The sequence below is a fragment of the Streptomyces sp. TAA204 genome (assembly GCF_000424965.1).
This window is the reverse complement of sequence record NZ_KE384281.1, coordinates 268,743-285,230: the sequence shown is the minus strand read 5'-3', so window position 1 is coordinate 285,230 and position 16,488 is coordinate 268,743. Positions and strand designations below refer to the sequence as shown.

General features: G+C 71.8%; 15 protein-coding genes. 13 read left to right on the top strand and 2 right to left on the bottom strand.

Going from position 1 to position 16,488, the window contains the following annotated elements; translation table 11 throughout:
* The first annotated feature begins 48 nt into the window (after positions 1 to 48).
* The 8 genes from H343_RS0125860 to H343_RS35095 all read left to right on the top strand — a co-directional run bounded on the left by H343_RS0125860 (position 49) and on the right by H343_RS35095 (position 8,095).
* On the top strand, positions 49 to 1,047 hold the full coding sequence (locus H343_RS0125860; RefSeq protein WP_028433492.1) for an ABC transporter permease: 999 nt from the start codon (positions 49 to 51) through the stop codon (positions 1,045 to 1,047).
* Complete coding sequence (locus H343_RS0125855; RefSeq protein WP_028433491.1) at positions 1,044 to 2,144, top strand: ABC transporter ATP-binding protein; 1,101 nt, start codon at positions 1,044 to 1,046, stop codon at positions 2,142 to 2,144. The genes H343_RS0125860 and H343_RS0125855 overlap by 4 nt, the downstream gene beginning before the upstream one ends.
* A gap of 14 nt (positions 2,145 to 2,158) precedes the next feature.
* Positions 2,159 to 3,250: a dipeptide ABC transporter ATP-binding protein gene (locus H343_RS0125850; protein WP_028433490.1), complete on the top strand. Its 1,092-nt coding sequence runs from the start codon at positions 2,159 to 2,161 to the stop codon at positions 3,248 to 3,250.
* Positions 3,251 to 3,361: 111 nt separating this feature from the next.
* Entirely contained in the window at positions 3,362 to 4,261 is a 900-nt protein-coding gene (locus H343_RS0125845; RefSeq protein WP_037905267.1) for an aminoglycoside phosphotransferase family protein, read from the top strand.
* Between the two features lie 277 nt (positions 4,262 to 4,538).
* Positions 4,539 to 5,303, top strand: a complete 765-nt coding sequence (locus H343_RS32910) for a potassium channel family protein (protein ID WP_078506110.1) — start codon at positions 4,539 to 4,541, stop codon at positions 5,301 to 5,303.
* Between the two features lie 161 nt (positions 5,304 to 5,464).
* Entirely contained in the window at positions 5,465 to 6,085 is a 621-nt protein-coding gene (locus tag H343_RS0125835) for a trimeric intracellular cation channel family protein (protein ID WP_051266079.1), read from the top strand.
* An 88-nt stretch (positions 6,086 to 6,173) separates the two neighbouring features.
* Positions 6,174 to 7,016: a thioesterase family protein gene (locus tag H343_RS0125830; RefSeq protein WP_028433487.1), complete on the top strand. Its 843-nt coding sequence runs from the start codon at positions 6,174 to 6,176 to the stop codon at positions 7,014 to 7,016.
* A gap of 908 nt (positions 7,017 to 7,924) precedes the next feature.
* The gene (locus tag H343_RS35095; RefSeq protein WP_106958946.1) at positions 7,925 to 8,095 is read left to right on the top strand and encodes a type A2 lantipeptide; all 171 of its coding nucleotides are present in this window, start codon (positions 7,925 to 7,927) and stop codon (positions 8,093 to 8,095) included.
* Positions 8,096 to 8,360: 265 nt separating this feature from the next.
* On the opposite strand, the gene H343_RS0125820 is transcribed toward H343_RS35095, so the two are convergent.
* Positions 8,361 to 9,212: an alpha/beta fold hydrolase gene (locus H343_RS0125820; protein WP_028433486.1), complete on the bottom strand. Its 852-nt coding sequence runs from the start codon at positions 9,210 to 9,212 to the stop codon at positions 8,361 to 8,363.
* Positions 9,213 to 9,452: 240 nt separating this feature from the next.
* On the opposite strand from H343_RS0125820, the gene H343_RS0125815 reads away from it, so the two are divergent.
* On the top strand, positions 9,453 to 9,929 hold the full coding sequence (locus H343_RS0125815; RefSeq protein WP_028433485.1) for a ferritin-like domain-containing protein: 477 nt from the start codon (positions 9,453 to 9,455) through the stop codon (positions 9,927 to 9,929).
* A gap of 255 nt (positions 9,930 to 10,184) precedes the next feature.
* Positions 10,185 to 10,388, top strand: a complete 204-nt coding sequence (locus H343_RS0125810; RefSeq protein WP_028433484.1) for a hypothetical protein — start codon at positions 10,185 to 10,187, stop codon at positions 10,386 to 10,388.
* Between the two features lie 23 nt (positions 10,389 to 10,411).
* Here the strand turns inward: H343_RS0125810 and H343_RS35090 are convergent, their stop codons facing one another.
* Positions 10,412 to 11,761 carry a YML083C domain-containing protein gene (locus H343_RS35090; protein WP_158679620.1) on the bottom strand — a complete coding sequence of 450 codons (1,350 nt, stop codon included), beginning with the start codon at positions 11,759 to 11,761 and terminating at the stop codon, positions 10,412 to 10,414.
* A gap of 165 nt (positions 11,762 to 11,926) precedes the next feature.
* On the opposite strand from H343_RS35090, the gene H343_RS0125800 reads away from it, so the two are divergent.
* The 3 genes from H343_RS0125800 to H343_RS0125790 all read left to right on the top strand — a co-directional run bounded on the left by H343_RS0125800 (position 11,927) and on the right by H343_RS0125790 (position 16,255).
* Complete coding sequence (locus tag H343_RS0125800) at positions 11,927 to 13,105, top strand: cysteine desulfurase family protein (RefSeq protein WP_028433482.1); 1,179 nt, start codon at positions 11,927 to 11,929, stop codon at positions 13,103 to 13,105.
* A gap of 269 nt (positions 13,106 to 13,374) precedes the next feature.
* A complete protein-coding gene (locus H343_RS32905) occupies positions 13,375 to 14,733 on the top strand; it encodes an MFS transporter (RefSeq protein ID WP_037905260.1) in 1,359 nt (452 codons plus the stop codon).
* The gene (locus tag H343_RS0125790; protein WP_199778996.1) at positions 14,711 to 16,255 is read left to right on the top strand and encodes an aminotransferase class V-fold PLP-dependent enzyme; all 1,545 of its coding nucleotides are present in this window, start codon (positions 14,711 to 14,713) and stop codon (positions 16,253 to 16,255) included. The genes H343_RS32905 and H343_RS0125790 overlap by 23 nt, the downstream gene beginning before the upstream one ends.
* Positions 16,256 to 16,488 lie beyond the last annotated feature (233 nt).

Below are 16,488 nucleotides of genomic sequence, written 5' to 3'. Positions count from 1 at the left end.
TCTCCGACGCACTCGGAGGGTTCCCGGGCCGCCACCGGGCCGGAAGCAGTGCTCACATATCTCATCAGGCGGCTCTTCGCCGTCGTCGTGATGCTGGTCGTCGTCATGCTGGCGGTCTTCAGCATCTTCTTCCTGATCCCGAAGTGGACCGGGCTGGACCCCGCCACGATGTTCGCGGGCAAGCAGTCCGACGCGCAGGCGCTGGAGGGCATCAGGCAGAAACTCGGCCTGGACGACCCGATCCTCGTCCAGCTCTTCGAGTTCTTCAGAGGCGTCCTCGTCGGCCGCGACTACACCAGCGCCGGCGACACATACCACTGCGAAGCGCCGTGCTTCGGCTACTCCTACAAGACGGAGCAGGCGATCTGGCCGGTGCTCGCCGACCGCCTTCCGGTCACGCTGGGCCTTGCCGTCGGTGCGGCCGTCATCTGGCTGGTCATCGGGCTGACAGCGGGCATCGTCTCCGCGCTGCGCCGCGGCTCGGTGTGGGACCGGTTGACCATGGGCATCGCCCTCAGCGGCGTCTCGCTGCCGATCTACTTCACCGGTCTGCTGTCGCTGGCGATCTTCTCCTACGGGCTGGGGCTGGTCAGCAACGAGTACACCCCCATCGAGAAGAGCTTCCCGGAGTGGTTCAGCGGGATGATCCTGCCGTGGCTGACCCTGGCGTTCCTCTTCGGTGCCATGTACGCCCGCCTCACCCGCGCCACGATGCTGGAGGTGATGGGCGAGGACTACATCCGCACCGCCCGCGCCAAGGGCGTACGGGAGCCGGTCGTCATCCGCAAGCACGCCATGCGCTCCACGATGACCCCGGTCATCACCCTTCTCGGTGTCGACCTCGGAGCCCTCATGGGCGGGGCGATCCTGACCGAGACCACCTTCAGCCTGCCCGGTCTCGGCCAGGCCGTGCTGAAGGCGATCAGCGAGAAGGACCTGCCGCTGATCCTCGGCGTCACGCTGATCACGGCATCGGCCGTGGTGATCGCGAACCTCATCGTGGACCTGCTGTACGGCGTGATCGACCCCCGAGTGAGGCTCGCATGACGGATCTGCACAAGACGGGAGCCTCGGCTGTGAGCGAGCCGGTGACCCAGGCGGGCCCGGCCCGTTCCTTCCTCGAAGTACGCGACCTGAAGGTGCACTTCCCCACCGAGGACGGTCTGGTGAAGTCCGTCGACGGGCTCTCCTTCTCGCTGGAGAAGGGCAAGACGCTCGGCATCGTCGGCGAGTCGGGCTCCGGCAAGTCCGTCACCTCGCTCGGCATCATGGGCCTGCACACCGTCGGTCAGTACGGGCGCAAGAAGGCCCAGCTCTCGGGCGAGATCTGGCTCGACGGGCAGGAGTTGCTGAGCGCCGACGCGGACGCGGTGCGCAAGCTGCGCGGCCGCGAGATGGCCATGATCTTCCAGGACCCGCTCTCGGCGCTGCACCCGTACTTCACCATCGGCCACCAGATCGTCGAGGCGTACCGGGTCCACCACGACGTCGACAAGAAGACGGCCCGCAAGCGCGCCGTCGAACTGCTCGACCGTGTCGGCATCCCGCAGCCCGAACAGCGCGTCAACAGCTATCCGCACGAGTTCTCCGGCGGTATGCGGCAGCGTGCGATGATCGCGATGTCGCTGGTCAACAACCCCGAGCTGCTGATCGCGGACGAGCCGACGACCGCCCTGGACGTCACCGTGCAGGCGCAGATCCTCGACCTGATCCGGGACCTGCAGAAGGAGTTCGGTTCCGCGGTCATCATCATCACCCACGACCTGGGCGTCGTCGCCGAACTCGCCGACGACATTTTGGTGATGTACGGCGGGCGCTGCGTGGAGTACGGCACGGCGGAGCAGGTCTTCTACGAGCCCCAGCACCCCTACACCTGGGGGCTGCTGGGCTCCATGCCGCGCATCGACCGCGCGCAGACCGAACGCCTCATCCCGGTCAAGGGCTCGCCGCCCAGCCTGATCAACATTCCGCAGGGCTGCGCCTTCAACCCGCGCTGCCCGTACGCGGACGTGCCCAAGGGCGACGTCACCCGCACCGAACGCCCCGTCCTGCGCGATGTGGGCGCCGGCCACCAGTCCGCCTGCCACATGGACCCGGCCGACCGGGAGCGGATCTGGAACGAAGAGATTGCGCCGAAGCTGTGAGCGAGGACGAGCAGATGACGATCCCATCCCAGCAGCAGGCGCCGGGCTCGGTGCTGACGAAGGCGGACCCCGAGCCGGGTGAGCCTCTGCTGCGGGTCTCCGGCCTGACCAAGCACTTCCCCATCACCAAGGGGCTGCTCAGGCGCCAGGTCGGCGCGGTCAAGGCGGTCGACGGCATCGACTTCGACGTGCGGGCGGGGGAGACCCTCGGCGTCGTCGGCGAGTCCGGCTGCGGCAAGTCGACGATGGGCAGGCTGATCACACGGCTGCTCGAACCGAGTGCGGGCGACGTCGAGTTCGAGGGCCGGAACATCACGCACCTCGGCGTGAGCGGAATGCGCCCGCTGCGGCGGGACATCCAGATGATCTTCCAGGACCCGTACTCGTCGCTGAACCCCCGGCACACCGTCGGCGCCATCGTCTCCGCCCCCTTCAAGCTCCAGGGCGTCAGCCCCGAGGGCGGCGTGAAGAAGGAGGTGCAGCGGCTGCTGGAGGTCGTCGGCCTCAACCCCGAGCACTACAACCGCTATCCGCACGAGTTCTCCGGCGGGCAGCGGCAGCGCATCGGCATCGCCCGCGCGCTCGCCCTGAACCCCAAGCTCGTCGTCGCCGACGAGCCGGTCTCCGCCCTGGACGTCTCGATCCAGGCGCAGGTCATCAACCTGCTCGACGACCTCCAGGACGAACTGGGCCTGACATATGTGATCATCGCGCACGACCTGTCCGTCATCCGGCACGTCTCGGACCGGATCGCGGTGATGTACCTCGGCAAGATCGTGGAGCTGACCGACCGGCAGTCCCTCTACGAGACGCCCATGCACCCCTACACCCAGGCCCTGCTCTCCGCCGTGCCGGTACCCGACCCGCGCCGCAAGTCGCAGGGCGGCGGCCGCGAACGCATCCTCCTGCAGGGCGACGTCCCCTCGCCGATCAAACCGCCGAGCGGCTGCCGCTTCCACACCCGGTGCTGGAAGGCGACCGAGGTCTGCAAGACGGCGGAGCCGCCGCTGGTCTCTCTCGCTCCGGGCCACGAAGTGGCCTGCCATCACCCGGAGAACGCCCCGGACCAGCACCCGGAGAACGCGTCACCGGCCCCCCGGGGCTGAGTCGCCGGCCCCCTGGGGGCTGAGTGCCGCGGGAGGTCCGGCAGGAAAGACGTTGACGCCGGCTGGCGTGCGGTGTTCGGTCGCTGGATGACGTCCGTGAACACAGGGCGGATGCATCCCGGCATGCATCCGGTCGACGCCGGCCTCGTAAGGCGGCTGATCGCCGGACAGTTCCCCCGGTGGGCCGGGCTGCCGGTGGTGCGGTGGCCGTCCGGAGGCACGGTCAACGCCATGTACCGGCTGGGCGACGACATGGTCGTACGGTTGCCGCTGGTGCGGGGCGGGGCCAAGGACGTGTCGACGGAGCAGGAATGGCTGCCCCGCCTCGCGCCCCGTCTGCCCACGCCGATCCCCGAGGTGCTCGCAGCGGGGGAGCCCGCGCAGGGGTATCCGTGGCCGTGGTCGGTGTACCGGTGGCTGCCGGGCGGACATCCCGAAGCGGGGGCACTGAGCGAGCCCGGGCTGCTGGCCCGGGACCTGGCCGCGTTCGTCGCGGCGATGCGGAGCATCACCCTGCCGGCCGCGCCGCAGGCACACCGAGGTGGGCCGCTCGCCTCGCTCGACGCCGAGACCCGCGCGGCGACAGAGGAACTGCGTGCGATCCCGCAGGAGGACGTCGACTGCGACACCGCGGCCGCCTTGTGGGAGCAGACGCTGCGGGTCCCGGACTGGGAGGGGCCGCCGGTGTGGCTGCACGCTGATCTGATGCCCGGCAACCTGCTGGTCGACGGCGGCAGACTGACCTCGGTGATCGACTTCGGGTGCACGGGGGTGGGGGACCCCGCCTGCGACCTGTTCCCGGTGTGGAACCTGCTGCCGCGGGACGCGAGGGAGATCTTCCGTGCCGCGCTGGCCGTGGACGACGCGACCTGGGAGCGCGGCCGCGGGCGGACGCTGTCGCCGGCGCTGATCGCACTGCCGAACTACCGCAGGACGAACCCCACGATGGCGCGGAACGCCCGGCACGTGATCCGGGCGGTGCTGGAGGAGTGCTCTCACGACGAGCGCTGAGGCGTGGCGCGCCTCGCACAGCGGGCGGCGGGGCAGGGCCGCCCGGGGAACCCTGACCGGGGCCGGAGCAGCGGCTGAGCAGCGGTCTCACGCGGCTCCCGGCGTCCCGCAGCCCGCCTGTATCGTGCGGGACATGCCGAGCGATCCCACGGTTGCGCCGGAGCCTGAGACCGCACCGGCCTCCGCACCCCCCGCGAGTTCCGCACCCTCCGCGCCCTCCGCGAGTCCCGGGTCCGGCGCCGCCGTTACGGAGAAGGAGCGGGCGCAGCGTCCCCCGATGACAGCGGACCTGCTGCTGACGGGTGTGGTCGTGGTCTTCCTCGTCGCGTACGCGTGGCCGATACTCCAGCCCGGCCTCAGCCCCGCCTGGCGGACCGTGTGCACCTGGACGAGCTGGATCACCTGGGGCATCTTCGCGCTCGACTATGTGGTCAGGCTGGTGCGGGCGGAGAACCGCTGGGCGTACTTCAAGTCGAACCTGTTCGTGCTGGCCACTGTGGTGCTGCCGTTCTTCCGGCCGCTGAGGATGCTGCGGCTGCTGACCGTGATGAACGTCCTCCACCGGCGGGCCGAGGCGACCCTGCGGGGCCAGGTGACGACCTACGCGTGCGGGGCGACGGCGCTGCTGATGTTCTGCGGGGCGCTGGCCGCGCTCGATGCCGAGCGCGGGGCCGAGGGCACCAGCATCGACTCCTTCGGCAACGCGATCTGGTGGGCCTTCGCCACCGTCACCACCGTGGGATACGGGGACACCTACCCGGTGACGCCCACCGGGCGGATCGTCGCCGTCCTGCTGATGCTCGCCGGCATCGCCGTGCTGGGCGTGGTCTCAGCCTCCCTCGCGTCGTGGTTCATCGAGCGTGTCTCCGACGCGGGCGCGGAGCGGGAGGCGGCCTCCCGCAAGGAGGTGCAGGAGCTGACCGAGGTGATCCGGCAGCAGCAGGGGGAGCTGGCGGAACAGCGGGAATTGCTGCGGGCCTTCGCGCAGCGGGACGCCGGCGGCCGTTCCGCTCCCGGCGTCCAGGACCGGCCCGGCCCCTGACCGGCACGGACGGACGCCACATGAGCCCCGCTCCGTGGCGCGTCCCTGTCCCGCCGGTCCGCCCCGCCCCTTCCGCCCCCGCCCCTTCCGCTCCGGGGCCCGGTCGTGACAATGGCCGGGTGAACCTCCTCGACCCGGACCTGCAGCACACGCTCGACCTGATGGGCATCTTCGTCTTCGCCATCTCGGGTGCGCTGCTCGCCGTCCGCAAGAACTTCGACGTCTTCGGTATGGCTGTGCTGGCCGAGGTCACCGGGCTCGGCGGGGGCCTCTTCCGCGACGTGGTCATCGGTGCCGTGCCGCCCGCCGCGTTCACCGACGCCGGTTACTTCCACGCCCCGCTCATCGCCACCGTGCTGGTCTTCTTCCTGCATCCGCATGTCGAGCGGATCAACAAGGCCATCAACGTCTTCGACGCGGCGGGTCTGGGGTTGTTCTGCGTGGTCGGCACCGTCAAGGCGCACGAGTACGGGCTCGGGCTGTTCGCCTCCGCCGTGCTCGGTCTGGCCACGGCGGCGGGCGGCGGTGTCCTGCGTGACGTGCTGGCCAACGAGGTGCCGTCTCTGCTGCGCTGGGACCGGGACCTGTACGCGGTGCCCGCCATTCTCGGCGCCACCGTGACGGCGCTGCTGCTGGGCGCGGGCGCACTCAATGCCGTGACGATGACGCTGGCCGCGTTCCTCGCGTTCGTGGTCCGGCTGCTCGCGCTGCGCTTCGGCTGGCGCGCGCCCCGTGCCTGGCACCGCCGCTCCCAGGTGGAGGATGCGGAGCCGGGAAGCTGATGCTCCGCGCCGGCCCCGCACCCTCGCTCCCCTGGCGTGACGGCACACCATCATACCCGCAAGTAACTTCCCCGTGTACGGTAATCGCATGTCCGACACCCTCTCCGAAGCCACTCTCAGCGAGTTCGACCGCGACACCTCCGTACGACTGCGGGAGTCCGGTGTCTACGACGTGCTCCTCTCCCGGGGCTGGGCCATCGGCCACGCCCTCAACGGCGGCTATCTGCTCGCCACCCTCGGCCGTGCGCTCGGCGACGCCCTGCCGCACCCCGACCCCTTCACCATCACGGCGCACTACATGGCGGCCACCGTGCCCGGCCCCGCCGTCATCCGCACCGACACCGCCCGCACGGGCCGTACCCTCTCCTCCGGCTCGGCCGGCCTCTTCCAGGTGGACGAGGGCGGCAACGAGGTCGAGCGCATCCGCGTCCTCGCCTCCTACGGCGACCTGGAGACCGTCACCGGCGACGTCCGCACCAGCGCCCGGCCACCGGCGATTCCGCCGCTCGAGCAGTGCTTCAGCGCCCACGACAACCCTCAGGGCCGGGACGCCGGCCCCGAGATGAGCAAACGCCTCGACCTGCGTCTCGACCCGGCCACCAGTGGATGGGCCGTCGGGGCGCCCAGTGGACGGGGCGAGATGCGCGCCTGGCTCGGACTGGCCGACGGCCGCGACGCCGACCCCTTCTCCGTCCTCATGGCGGTCGACGCTCTGCCGCCCACCGCCTTCGAGCTGGGGCTGAGCGGCTGGGTGCCGACCGTCGAACTCACCGTCCACGTGCGTGCCCGCCCCGCCCCGGGGCCGCTGTGCGTCTCCGTGACCACGGTCAACCTGGCGGGCGGCTTCCTGGAGGAGGACGTGGAGGTCTGGGACACCGCCGGCAGGCTCGTCGCCCAGTCACGGCAGCTCGCACGGGCGAAGACGCCCTGAGGGGACGGACGCGGACGCGGGCCGGGGCGGGAACGCCGTTCTCCGGGCGGTGAGTCTGCCGCCCGGCCTCGCGGAGCGTTCGCCATCCCACGTGACAGGGCCGGATGACCGCCCTGCCGCGCAAATGCCGCCCTGTGTCCTGCTCCCTTTCGAGTGGCCCGACAGCGTCGAAAACCGGTCCTTCTGACTGTTCGTAGCCGCCTCCCATTCGGATTGGGTGCGATTTGTTTTGCGTCCACCCGCACCGCTGTCTTCACTTTCCATTCACCGGTCCAGTGCATTTCACAACCCGGGGCTCACCGGTCTGTCTTTTTGCGGGAATGTGCCGGGTGCCCCTTTTGCGTGCCGACTCCCGGGCTTCATTTGAAGGGAGTCCAATCCCTGTGCGGTGCGGCCCCGAATGGAGGGAAGAGCCGGAGGACCGGTGTCCGCGAGGAAGGGCTGAGTCATGCCGAGACCGACAACGGTCACACAGCTGTGGTGGCCCGTTCCGGCCTGTCGCCAGGGGTTACCTGCGTCGCCGCTTCCCTGAACGCGCGGGGTACGCCCATGTCCGCCGCACCGGCGGGGACTGCGCGCCGTGGTGTCCCGCACACCGCCGGAAACCGTATGGCAAAGAGGCTTCGCGCCTCTGTTTTGTCCTGCCTCTTTTCGTCGAATTCCCCGCCCCGTGTGTCCCCTATTCGCAAATCAAGGGGCGGCCGATGTCCGTGACCTGTGCCGAAGTGAAAACCGGCAGAGGAATCACGTGAGTCGACCCCCCGCTGGCCAAACTGCGAAGGAATATGCTTACCTGATTCCACCGCAGCGGCCCGAGTAATTCTTCTCGAACTCCCGCCGCGATACATCTGCGGTGCCGGTGACTCTCACCGGCGGCAATGAACACTGTGAACGGAAGGAATGTCCCCATGGACTTCACCCCTCAGCTGGAGACGCGTGAGATCGCCGAGGACGAGCTGGACATGGTCTCCGGCGGCATCGGAGACCTCAACCTCGCGCCGATGACCGAGGTCGGCGACCTCGTCGACCTCGCCGCGCCGGTCACCGGTTCGCTCGGTCAGATCACCGGCAGCCTCTGATCACGCTGTTCGTCCGCCTGGTGCGGACGAGGTGAGAAGCGCGGCCCGCCCGGCTCCCTTCGCCTGGGCGGGGCGCGTGCTGGAACCCCGGGGCCCGAGGGCTCCGGGGTTCTCGCTGCTGTCTCCGCCCGGCAACACGGGGGTCGGCGTCAGGGTCCGTGGCCGGTCGCGGGGGTTTCCGCTCCTGGCCCGGGAGTGCCGGCGGACACCGGCCACCACCCGTGCCCTCGCCGGCCGGTGGCGGACGGCCCCGGCTGCGCCCCGCTCAACCGCGCAGGAAGTCCCCCAGCGCGGCGGTGAGTTGTGCGGGGGCGTCCTCCTGCACGAGATGCCCGGCACCCTCGATGAGCTGCAGCCGGGAGCCGGGGATCAGGTCCGCGAGCCGGTGTGCGCGGTCCACGGGTATCCAGGTGTCTTCCGTCCCCCAGCAGATCAGCACGGGCGGCTCGACCCGGCCGTAGAGCCCCTCGATCTCGTCGGTGAAGCGCTGGTCGTTCTGCGCGATCTGCCGGTAGAACGCGCTCTGCCCGGCGTCTCCGAGCCACGGTGCCACCAGCCCGTCCAGCACCCGCTGATCCAGCCCAGGTGCGCTCGCCGAGCTGATGTACGCCCGTACCAGCGCCTCGTGCAGCGCGGGCGGCAGCGCCGCGAAGACCTCCGCCTGCGAACCGAGCAGCCGGTACGAGGGAGACCCCCACGGCGCGAGAGCGACCGGGTCGACCAGGGCGAGACGTGCGTAGGACGCGCCGTGCAGCAGGTGGGCCCGCAGGGCGACGCATCCCCCGAAGTCGTGGGCCAGCACGGCCGGTCGGTGGTGTGCGTCCCCCGTCAGGCCCCAGAGGCCGAGCAGTTCGGCGAAGATCAGACCCTGGGCGCCCAGTGAGACGTCCTGCCCTTCGTGCTTGGCGGACGTGCCGTACCCGGGCATGTCCCACACGTGCACCCGGAACCGCTGCGCGAGCGCGTGGGCGACCGCGCGCCAGGTGTAGGAGGACCACGGTGTTCCGTGCAGCAGCACCACGGGCGGACCGTCGTCGGGCCCGAGCCTGCCCCAGCGGACCGTGCCGGAGGAGCTGTCGTAGGTGTTGTCGAGAGTTCCCGCCCAGTCGTCGGCCATGTGCCCAGTCTCGGTGATCCCCGCCCGCGGGCTCACACCGGTTTCCGCAGGACGGGCGTGGCGTGGACGGGCATGGAGGGGCGTGGCGTGGAGGGACGGGGCGGGCTCCGCAGCGCAACTCCGCGTGCACCGGCCGTAGTGGAGTGCGTTCCTTGCCCTCCCGTCATGAATTGCCCGCGTTCATCCGGTTACCCGGCGGACGGCAGGAGACAGGGCCGGCCGAGAGAAAGCGAGATGGTTGTGACCTACGCAGTGAAGAGCACGCTCCCGGACGACGACCTCAAGACCGTCGGCGAAGCCTTGCAGGGCGCGTTGGTGGATCTCGTCGACCTCTCCCTCGTCGCGAAGCAGATCCACTGGAACGTGGTCGGGCCGCGCTTCCGGTCCATACACCTCCAGCTCGACGAGGTGGTGGACTCAGCCCGCGGCTACTCCGACACCGTCGCGGAACGCGCCTCCGCGCTCGGTCTGCCGCCGGACGGCCGCTCCTCGACCGTCAGCGCGGCGAGCAGCATCGACAGGGTCACCGAGGGCTGGCAGAAGGACACCGACGCGGTACGCACGATGGTGGGCGCCCTGGAGGCGGTCATCAACCGCTCGCGTGAACGCATGACTTCGGTGCGGGACGCCGACCCCGTGACGGAGGACATCTTCATCCAGCTCACCGGGGACCTGGAGAAGCACCACTGGATGTTCCAGGCGGAGAACGGCAGTTGAGCCCTCGGGCTCACCTACGGGGGTGACATGCGCCGGAACCCGCCGTGAGGGGAGGGTTCCGGCCCGGCCGGAAGGCTCCGGCCGTCCGACCGGGCCCGTCCCGGCGGCGGCCGGAGCCGTTCAGCGCGTCACGGCGGGTACGCCGGGCGCCCGGTGCGTGTCGTCCCGGCGTCCCGGCGTGGGCGGCCGGCGGCGACGCGGCTGCCGAGGCGGGCCCGGGATGCGGACCGCGGCCGGATACCGCACCGTGGGGGGATGGCTGCGCCGATCGTCGTGCATCCTCCGTCGCCGTCGGGTGGCCGCCGGGTCACCGCCGACGGGCGCATCCTGGGTCTCGCGCACGACACCCGTGATCTTCTGGAGTTCCTGCGCCGTGCGGGCCTCGACCCCGAGCAGGTGCGGCTCGACGATCCCGAGCTGATCGAGTGGCGCGGGGGAGACCGGGACCGCTGGGTGTAGTCCTGGGCGGACGCCGCCCTCGGTCAGGGGGAGGGAGGCGGACCGAAGCCGCCGCCCGGCCCGTCCGGAGGCGCCGTCGGCGGTACGGAAGGCGGTACGGAAGGCGGTGCCGACGGTGGTGCTGTCGGCGGTGCCGGATAGCCGTATGCCGGCGGAGCGCCGGGTACGGGGCCGGGCGCGGCCGCGTACGGGTTCGCGGGGCCGGGCTGCGGCGGGAAATGGGCGACGGGCGCTCCCGGCGGTGTGAAGGGGACACCGCCCGGCGCGGGTGCGGGCGGCTCGACGGCTGTGCCCCTGCGCAGTGTCAGCAGGATCAGCGTGACCGCGCCCACCAGGGTGATCACGGCCTGCACGCGGACGAAGACATCCGCCAGGGGCACGCCGTCCGGCAGGCGGAAGAGGGTGCCTTGCTCGATGCGGTGCGCCAGCGTGATCAGCGCCGGAGGCAGTACGGCCAGGGCCACGCCCAGGGTGAACCCGCGTGCGGACAGCGTTCGGGCCAGGGCCAGTACGGCGCCCGTGCCGCCCAGGAAGGCGAGCGTCAGCCAGTCCCAGGCCGGCGGGACGTCCAGCAGGGCGAAGACGGTGCGCCTGCCGGTGAGGAAGTCGAGCCAGACACCGGCGCTCGCGGTAGCGAGCACATGGATGGTCCAGCCGATGCTGAAGGCGACCAGCACGCCGAGGAAGAGCGCCGCGACCGCGGGGTGCGCCCCGGCCGGACGCTGCGGCGACTCGCTCGGCAGCGGCGGCTCGGCCTCCGGCTGCCCCGGGGGATGTGCCATGTGAGGCGCCTGCGCCCCGTACGGCCCGGCCCCGTAGGACTGCCCGTAGGGCTGGAACTGCCCGGGCACACCGGCCGGACCGCCCAGGGCGCGCGGCGTACGCGGCCACGGTCGCAGCCCCGCGAGCAGTACCACCGCCAGGACGAGGCTGAGGAGTACCGCCACGACAGCCGTGCCCGCGGCGACGTCCAGCGCGTCGTCCCCGTCGAATCCCCGCAGGACGTAGAACGGCGACGACTCGGAGTGCAGCGCCACGGACCAGATCACCGGCAGCCGGTAGGCGAAGGTGAGCGCCGCGGTGAGCGTCATCAGGCCGCCGGCCGTCCACGCGCCGGTGAAGGCGGCGAAGACCGCGGAGAGCTGGAGGAGACCCAGCCCGAGATCGGTGGAGGAGGTCGCGGGCATCTCCGTGAAGCTCCCGCCTCCCAGAGCCAGGGAACCCACCCATGACTTCCAGACGCCGACGCCGCCGAGCTCGACGACGTCACGTACGACCCAGATCCAGGTGTGCAGCGCCAGCAGCAGACACAGGGCGCCGCCCGTGATCCGCGCACCCGCGCCCAGTACCCGTACCTGTGGCATTTCGGCCACCCCCTGCCCCCTGGAATACGCCCGGCCGTCGGGACGTTGACGCGGGCTGTGCTCGTCCCCGGCACCTGTACGGCGACGTGAGAAGTGACTCCAGCCCCGGCGGGAGCGTACCCCGCCACCCGCGCCCGCCCCCGCCTGGGCGGCGGCTCGTAGAATCGAGGCATCATGGCCCGTTCCGCCTACCTCGATCACGCTTCCACCACGCCCATGTATCCCGAGGCGGTGGAGGCGATGACCGCCCAACTCGCCGTCACCGGCAATGCTTCCTCGCTGCACGGTGCGGGCCGCCGCGCGCGCCGCACCGTCGAGGAGGCGAGGGAGGCCCTGTCGGCGTCGCTCGGCGCGCGCCCCAGCGAAGTGGTCTTCACAGCGGGCGGTACGGAGGCCGACAACCTGGCCGTCAAGGGGCTCTACTGGTCCCGCCGCGACGCCGACCCCGCCCGCAGGCGCATCCTGGCCAGTCCGGTCGAGCACCACGCCGTGCTGGACGCCCTCCACTGGCTCGCCGACCACGAGGGCGCCGACGTCGAGTGGCTGCCCGTCGACTCCCGCGGGCGGGTGCACGCGCGTACGCTGCGCGAGGCGCTCGCCCGTGATCCGGGCAGCGTGGCGCTGGCCACCGTGATGTGGGCGAACAACGAGATCGGCACGGTCATGCCCGTCGCCGAACTCGCGGAGGCCGCCGCCGAGTTCGACGTACCGCTGCACGCTGACGCGGTGCAGGCCGTCGGCCAGGCCGAGGTGGACTTCGGCGCGTCGGGACTGGCCGCGCTGACCCTGACCGGACACAAGATCGGCGGTCCCTACGGTGTGGGCGCACTGCTGCTCCGCCGCGAGCAGACGCCCGTACCGCTGCTGCACGGCGGCGGCCAGGAGCGGGATGTGCGGTCGGGGACGCTGGACGTGCCCGCGATCGCCGCGTTCGCCACGGCGGCGGAGCTGGCAGGCGAGCGGCGTGAGCAGTTCGCGCAGGAGGTCGGCGCCCTGCGGGACAAGCTGATCGAGGCGGTGCGTACGGCCGCTCCCGACGCGGTGCTCAACGGCGACCCGGACCCGGAAGGCCGGCTTCCCGGCAACGCGCACTTCTCCTTCCCCGGCTGCGAGGGCGACTCGCTGCTCCTGCTGCTGGACGCCCAGGGCATCGAGTGCTCGACGGGTTCGGCGTGCACGGCGGGAATCGCCCAGCCGAGCCATGTGCTCCTCGCGGCGGGCGCCGACCCCGCGTCGGCGCGGGGCACGCTGCGCTTCTCCCTGGGCCACACCTCCACGGCGGCCGATGTGGACGCCGTCGCCGAGGCCATCGGGCCCGCGGTCGAGCGGGCGCGCGGAGCGGGCCTGAGCTGAGGTCTTCCCGGCGGCTCTCTGGACGCCGGCCTGGTTGTGCCGTTGACTGATGCGCCGGGCCGGCCGCCGGGAGGGCGAGCGGGGCCGGGGGACCGGCGCGAGGTCCGTCCGGAATCCCGGGCACCGCCTGAGGCGCACGGCAGCTCGCGGCGGGCGTGCCCGCGACCGGCCGGAGGGGACGTGCAGTGGGTGAAGGCGGCAGAGATTACGATCACGCCCGTACCTCGGCACGTGCCGCTGATGCTGCCGCCGCTCCCGCGCCGGGCGCCCTGCCGCTGCCCGCGCAGGTACGGATCGGGTACGGCCTGGGCTCTCTGTGCACCGGGACGTTCGCCACCGTGCCCGGCCTGCTGCTGCTGTACTACCTCACCAACGTCATGGCGGTACCGGCGGCGGCGGCCGGCGTCGCGCTGTTCCTGCCCAAGGCATGGGACGTGCTGATCAACCCGCTGGTCGGTGCGCTCTCCGACCGCAGCCGGCTGCGCGGAGGTCCGCGCCGCCCGTTCCTGCTCGCGGGCGCGTGCACCCTGCCGCCGCTGTTCGCGCTGATCTTCGCCGCTCCTCCGCTGCGCGGCATGGCGGCGGCGGGCTATGTGGCCCTGCTGTTCCTGCTGGCCGCGACCGCCTACGCAGTCTTCCAGGTGCCGTACGTGACGATGCCCGCCGAGATGACGGACGACCCGGGTGAGCGCGGCAGGGTGCTCGGCTGGCGCGTGGGCTTCCTCGGGGTGGCGATCCTGCTGTCGGGGGCCGTCGCTCCGGCGATCGCCCACGCGGGCGGCGACACCCCGGCGAGCTACCGGCTGATGGGTCTGGCCGTGGCCGTGCTGCTGGCCTGCGGAATGTTCGGCGCGTGGCGCGCCACGCGCGCGGCTCCCACGGTGGTGCACACGACGGCCGAACCGACCTTCCGTGCCCAGCTCGCCGCGGCCCGCGGCAACCGGCCCTTCGTCTTCCTGGCCGGGATGTGGACCGCGCAGGCGCTGGCCGTCGGCGTGATGCTCGCGGGAGTGCAGTACTTCGCGACATACGCTCTGGGGTCGGCCGAGGCGGTGACGCCGCTTTTCGCCTGCCTGATCGGCCCGTTGGCGCTCGTCATGCCGCTGTGGAACCGGCTGGCGCGGCGTCGGGGTGTCAAGTCCGCCCAGTTCCACGCGTCTTCGCTCTTCCTCGCCGCGGCCCTGATGCTCGCCCTGACACCGTGGGGCGGCGCGTGGACGGCGTACGCCTCGGTTGCCGCCGTCGGAGTCGCCTACGGGGGACTGCAGTTGCTGCCCCTGCGGATGCTCGCCGACAATCTCGCCGCCGACGCCGCCCGTACGGGACGCCAACGGGCCGCGACCTTCACGGGGTTGTGGACCGCGGCGGAGACACTTGCCTTCGCCCTCGGCGCGGGCGCCTTCGCGGCGGTGCTCGCTGTCACCGGCTTCCGCTCCTCGGACGCCGCGCACGAGGCCGAGCAGCCCGCCTCCGCGCTGAGCGGAATCACCCTGGGAATGAGCCTGTTGCCCGCCGCACTCGCGCTGCTGAGCCTGTGGCTGCTGCACCGGTACCAGGAGGAGCCGGTGCCTTCCGCCCCTCGCAGCAGCCCCGATCCCCCGGAGGATGAGACCGACCGTGCCGAGTGAACCCGCGAACGCCGCCGCGCTGCCCGAGGGCCGTCCGGCCGCCGAGATCCTGGAGGAACTGCGAGCTCTGCGCGGTGCCGACGCCCCCACCCGCGGCGGCCGCACCTTCGCCTACGTCTACGACGCGGGACTGGAGGGGCTGGACGAGCTCGCCGCCGCCGCGTACTCCGAGTACGCGACCGTCAACGGCCTGGACATGACGGTCTTCCCGAGCGTTGCGCGGCTGGAGAACGACCTGATACGCAGCGCGGCCGCGCTGCTGGGCGCGCCCGGTACGCAGGGCACCTTCACCAGCGGCGGCACGGAGAGCATCCTGCTCGCGGTCAAGACCGCGCGGGATCACGGGCGGGCGGAGCGCGGGGTGACACAGCCGCGCATGGTGCTGCCGTCCACGGCGCACGCCGCGTTCCACAAGGCCGCCGCCTATCTGGGCGTCGAACCCGTGGTCGTGCCGGTGGACCGGAAGACCTTCCGTGCCGACGCGGAGGCGATGGCCGCTTCGCTCGACGACCGCACGGTGCTGGCCGTCGCCTCCGCCCCGTCCTACGCGCACGGCGTCGTCGACCCGGTGGAGGAGATCGCGGCGGCAGCCGCCGCCCGGGGCGTGCTGTGCCATGTGGACGCCTGCATCGGCGGCTGGCTCCTGCCGTATCTGCGGCGCGCCGGCCGCCGGGTGCCGCCCTTCGAGATGTCGGTGCCCGGCGTCACCTCGCTCTCCGTCGACTTCCACAAGTACGGCTACGCCGACAAGGGCGCGTCCGCCGTGCTCCACCGTGACGCCGCGCTGCGCCGGTATCAGTACTTCGCGCACGCGGGATGGCCCGGCTATCCCGTCGTCAACCCGACGGTGCAGGGCACGAAGTCGGCGGGGCTGCTCGCGCAGGCATGGGCGGTGCTGCGGCACGTGGGGGAGGAGGGCTACACGGAACTCGCCCGCCAGGTCGCCGACGCGTCCGACCGGCTGCTGGCCGGGCTGGAGACGGTCGAGGGCGTACGGGTGCTGGGTACGCCCTCCGCGGGGCTGGTCGCGTTCACGCTCGCCGGCTCCGGCTCCGGCTCCGGCTCCGCCGACGGCGAAGGGGACTTGAGCCTGCTGCTGCACCTCGCCGACGAGATGCGGCTGCGGGGCTGGTATCTCCAGCCGCAGCTCGCCTTCGAGGGGATGCCGCCCAACCTGCATCTGACGCTGACCCCGGCCACCGTGGGCCAGGTCGGCGACCTGCTCCGTGATCTCGACGCGGCACTGACCGCGGCCCGTGCGCTCGCACCGGTGCGCGTCGAGCCCGGCCTGGCCGAACTCGCCGCGGAACTCGACCCCTTGACGCTCGGCCCGGAGGAGGTCGCCGCCGTGCTGGCCTTCGCCGGCCTGCACGGCGACGGCGAGGGCGACGGCGAGGGCGGGAGCGGCGGCGCCGCGCTGCCGCAGCGGATGGCACCGGTGCTGGTGCTGCTGGACGCGCTGCCGCGGGCGCTGAAGGAGCGTCTGCTCTCGGAGTTCGTGGGGTCGGTCTTCCGGATCTGACGGACGGTTACGGGCGCACGGACGTGCGCGGGCACGGACGTGCGCGGGCACGGACGTACGCGGGCACGGACGTACGCGGGCACGGACACCGTGGTGGTACGCGGGTGCGTGGGCGTACGCGCTGTCAACCGGCCCCCGCCGATGGCCCGTTGTGGCTGTGCGAATGTCCGGTCCGAGCTCTACCCAGTGGTAGCGACGGGGGTTAACGTTCCTGGCACGCCTGTCGCGTCTCA

Bases quoted from the DNA above. Each gene is read 5' to 3' on its own strand.
- H343_RS0125830 (WP_028433487.1), top strand. From the start codon at position 6,174: ATGTCCGACACCCTCTCCGAAGCCACTCTCAGCGAGTTCGACCGCGAC.
- H343_RS0125820 (WP_028433486.1), bottom strand. From the start codon at position 9,212: ATGGCCGACGACTGGGCGGGAACTCTCGACAACACCTACGACAGCTCC.
- H343_RS0125845 (WP_037905267.1), top strand. From the start codon at position 3,362: ATGCATCCCGGCATGCATCCGGTCGACGCCGGCCTCGTAAGGCGGCTG.
- H343_RS0125835 (WP_051266079.1), top strand. From the start codon at position 5,465: ATGGGCATCTTCGTCTTCGCCATCTCGGGTGCGCTGCTCGCCGTCCGC.
- H343_RS0125810 (WP_028433484.1), top strand. From the start codon at position 10,185: ATGGCTGCGCCGATCGTCGTGCATCCTCCGTCGCCGTCGGGTGGCCGC.
- H343_RS0125855 (WP_028433491.1), top strand. From the start codon at position 1,044: ATGACGGATCTGCACAAGACGGGAGCCTCGGCTGTGAGCGAGCCGGTG.
- H343_RS32910 (WP_078506110.1), top strand. From the start codon at position 4,539: ATGACAGCGGACCTGCTGCTGACGGGTGTGGTCGTGGTCTTCCTCGTC.
- H343_RS35095 (WP_106958946.1), top strand. From the start codon at position 7,925: ATGGACTTCACCCCTCAGCTGGAGACGCGTGAGATCGCCGAGGACGAG.
- H343_RS0125800 (WP_028433482.1), top strand. From the start codon at position 11,927: ATGGCCCGTTCCGCCTACCTCGATCACGCTTCCACCACGCCCATGTAT.
- H343_RS0125850 (WP_028433490.1), top strand. From the start codon at position 2,159: ATGACGATCCCATCCCAGCAGCAGGCGCCGGGCTCGGTGCTGACGAAG.
- H343_RS0125790 (WP_199778996.1), top strand. From the start codon at position 14,711: ATGAGACCGACCGTGCCGAGTGAACCCGCGAACGCCGCCGCGCTGCCC.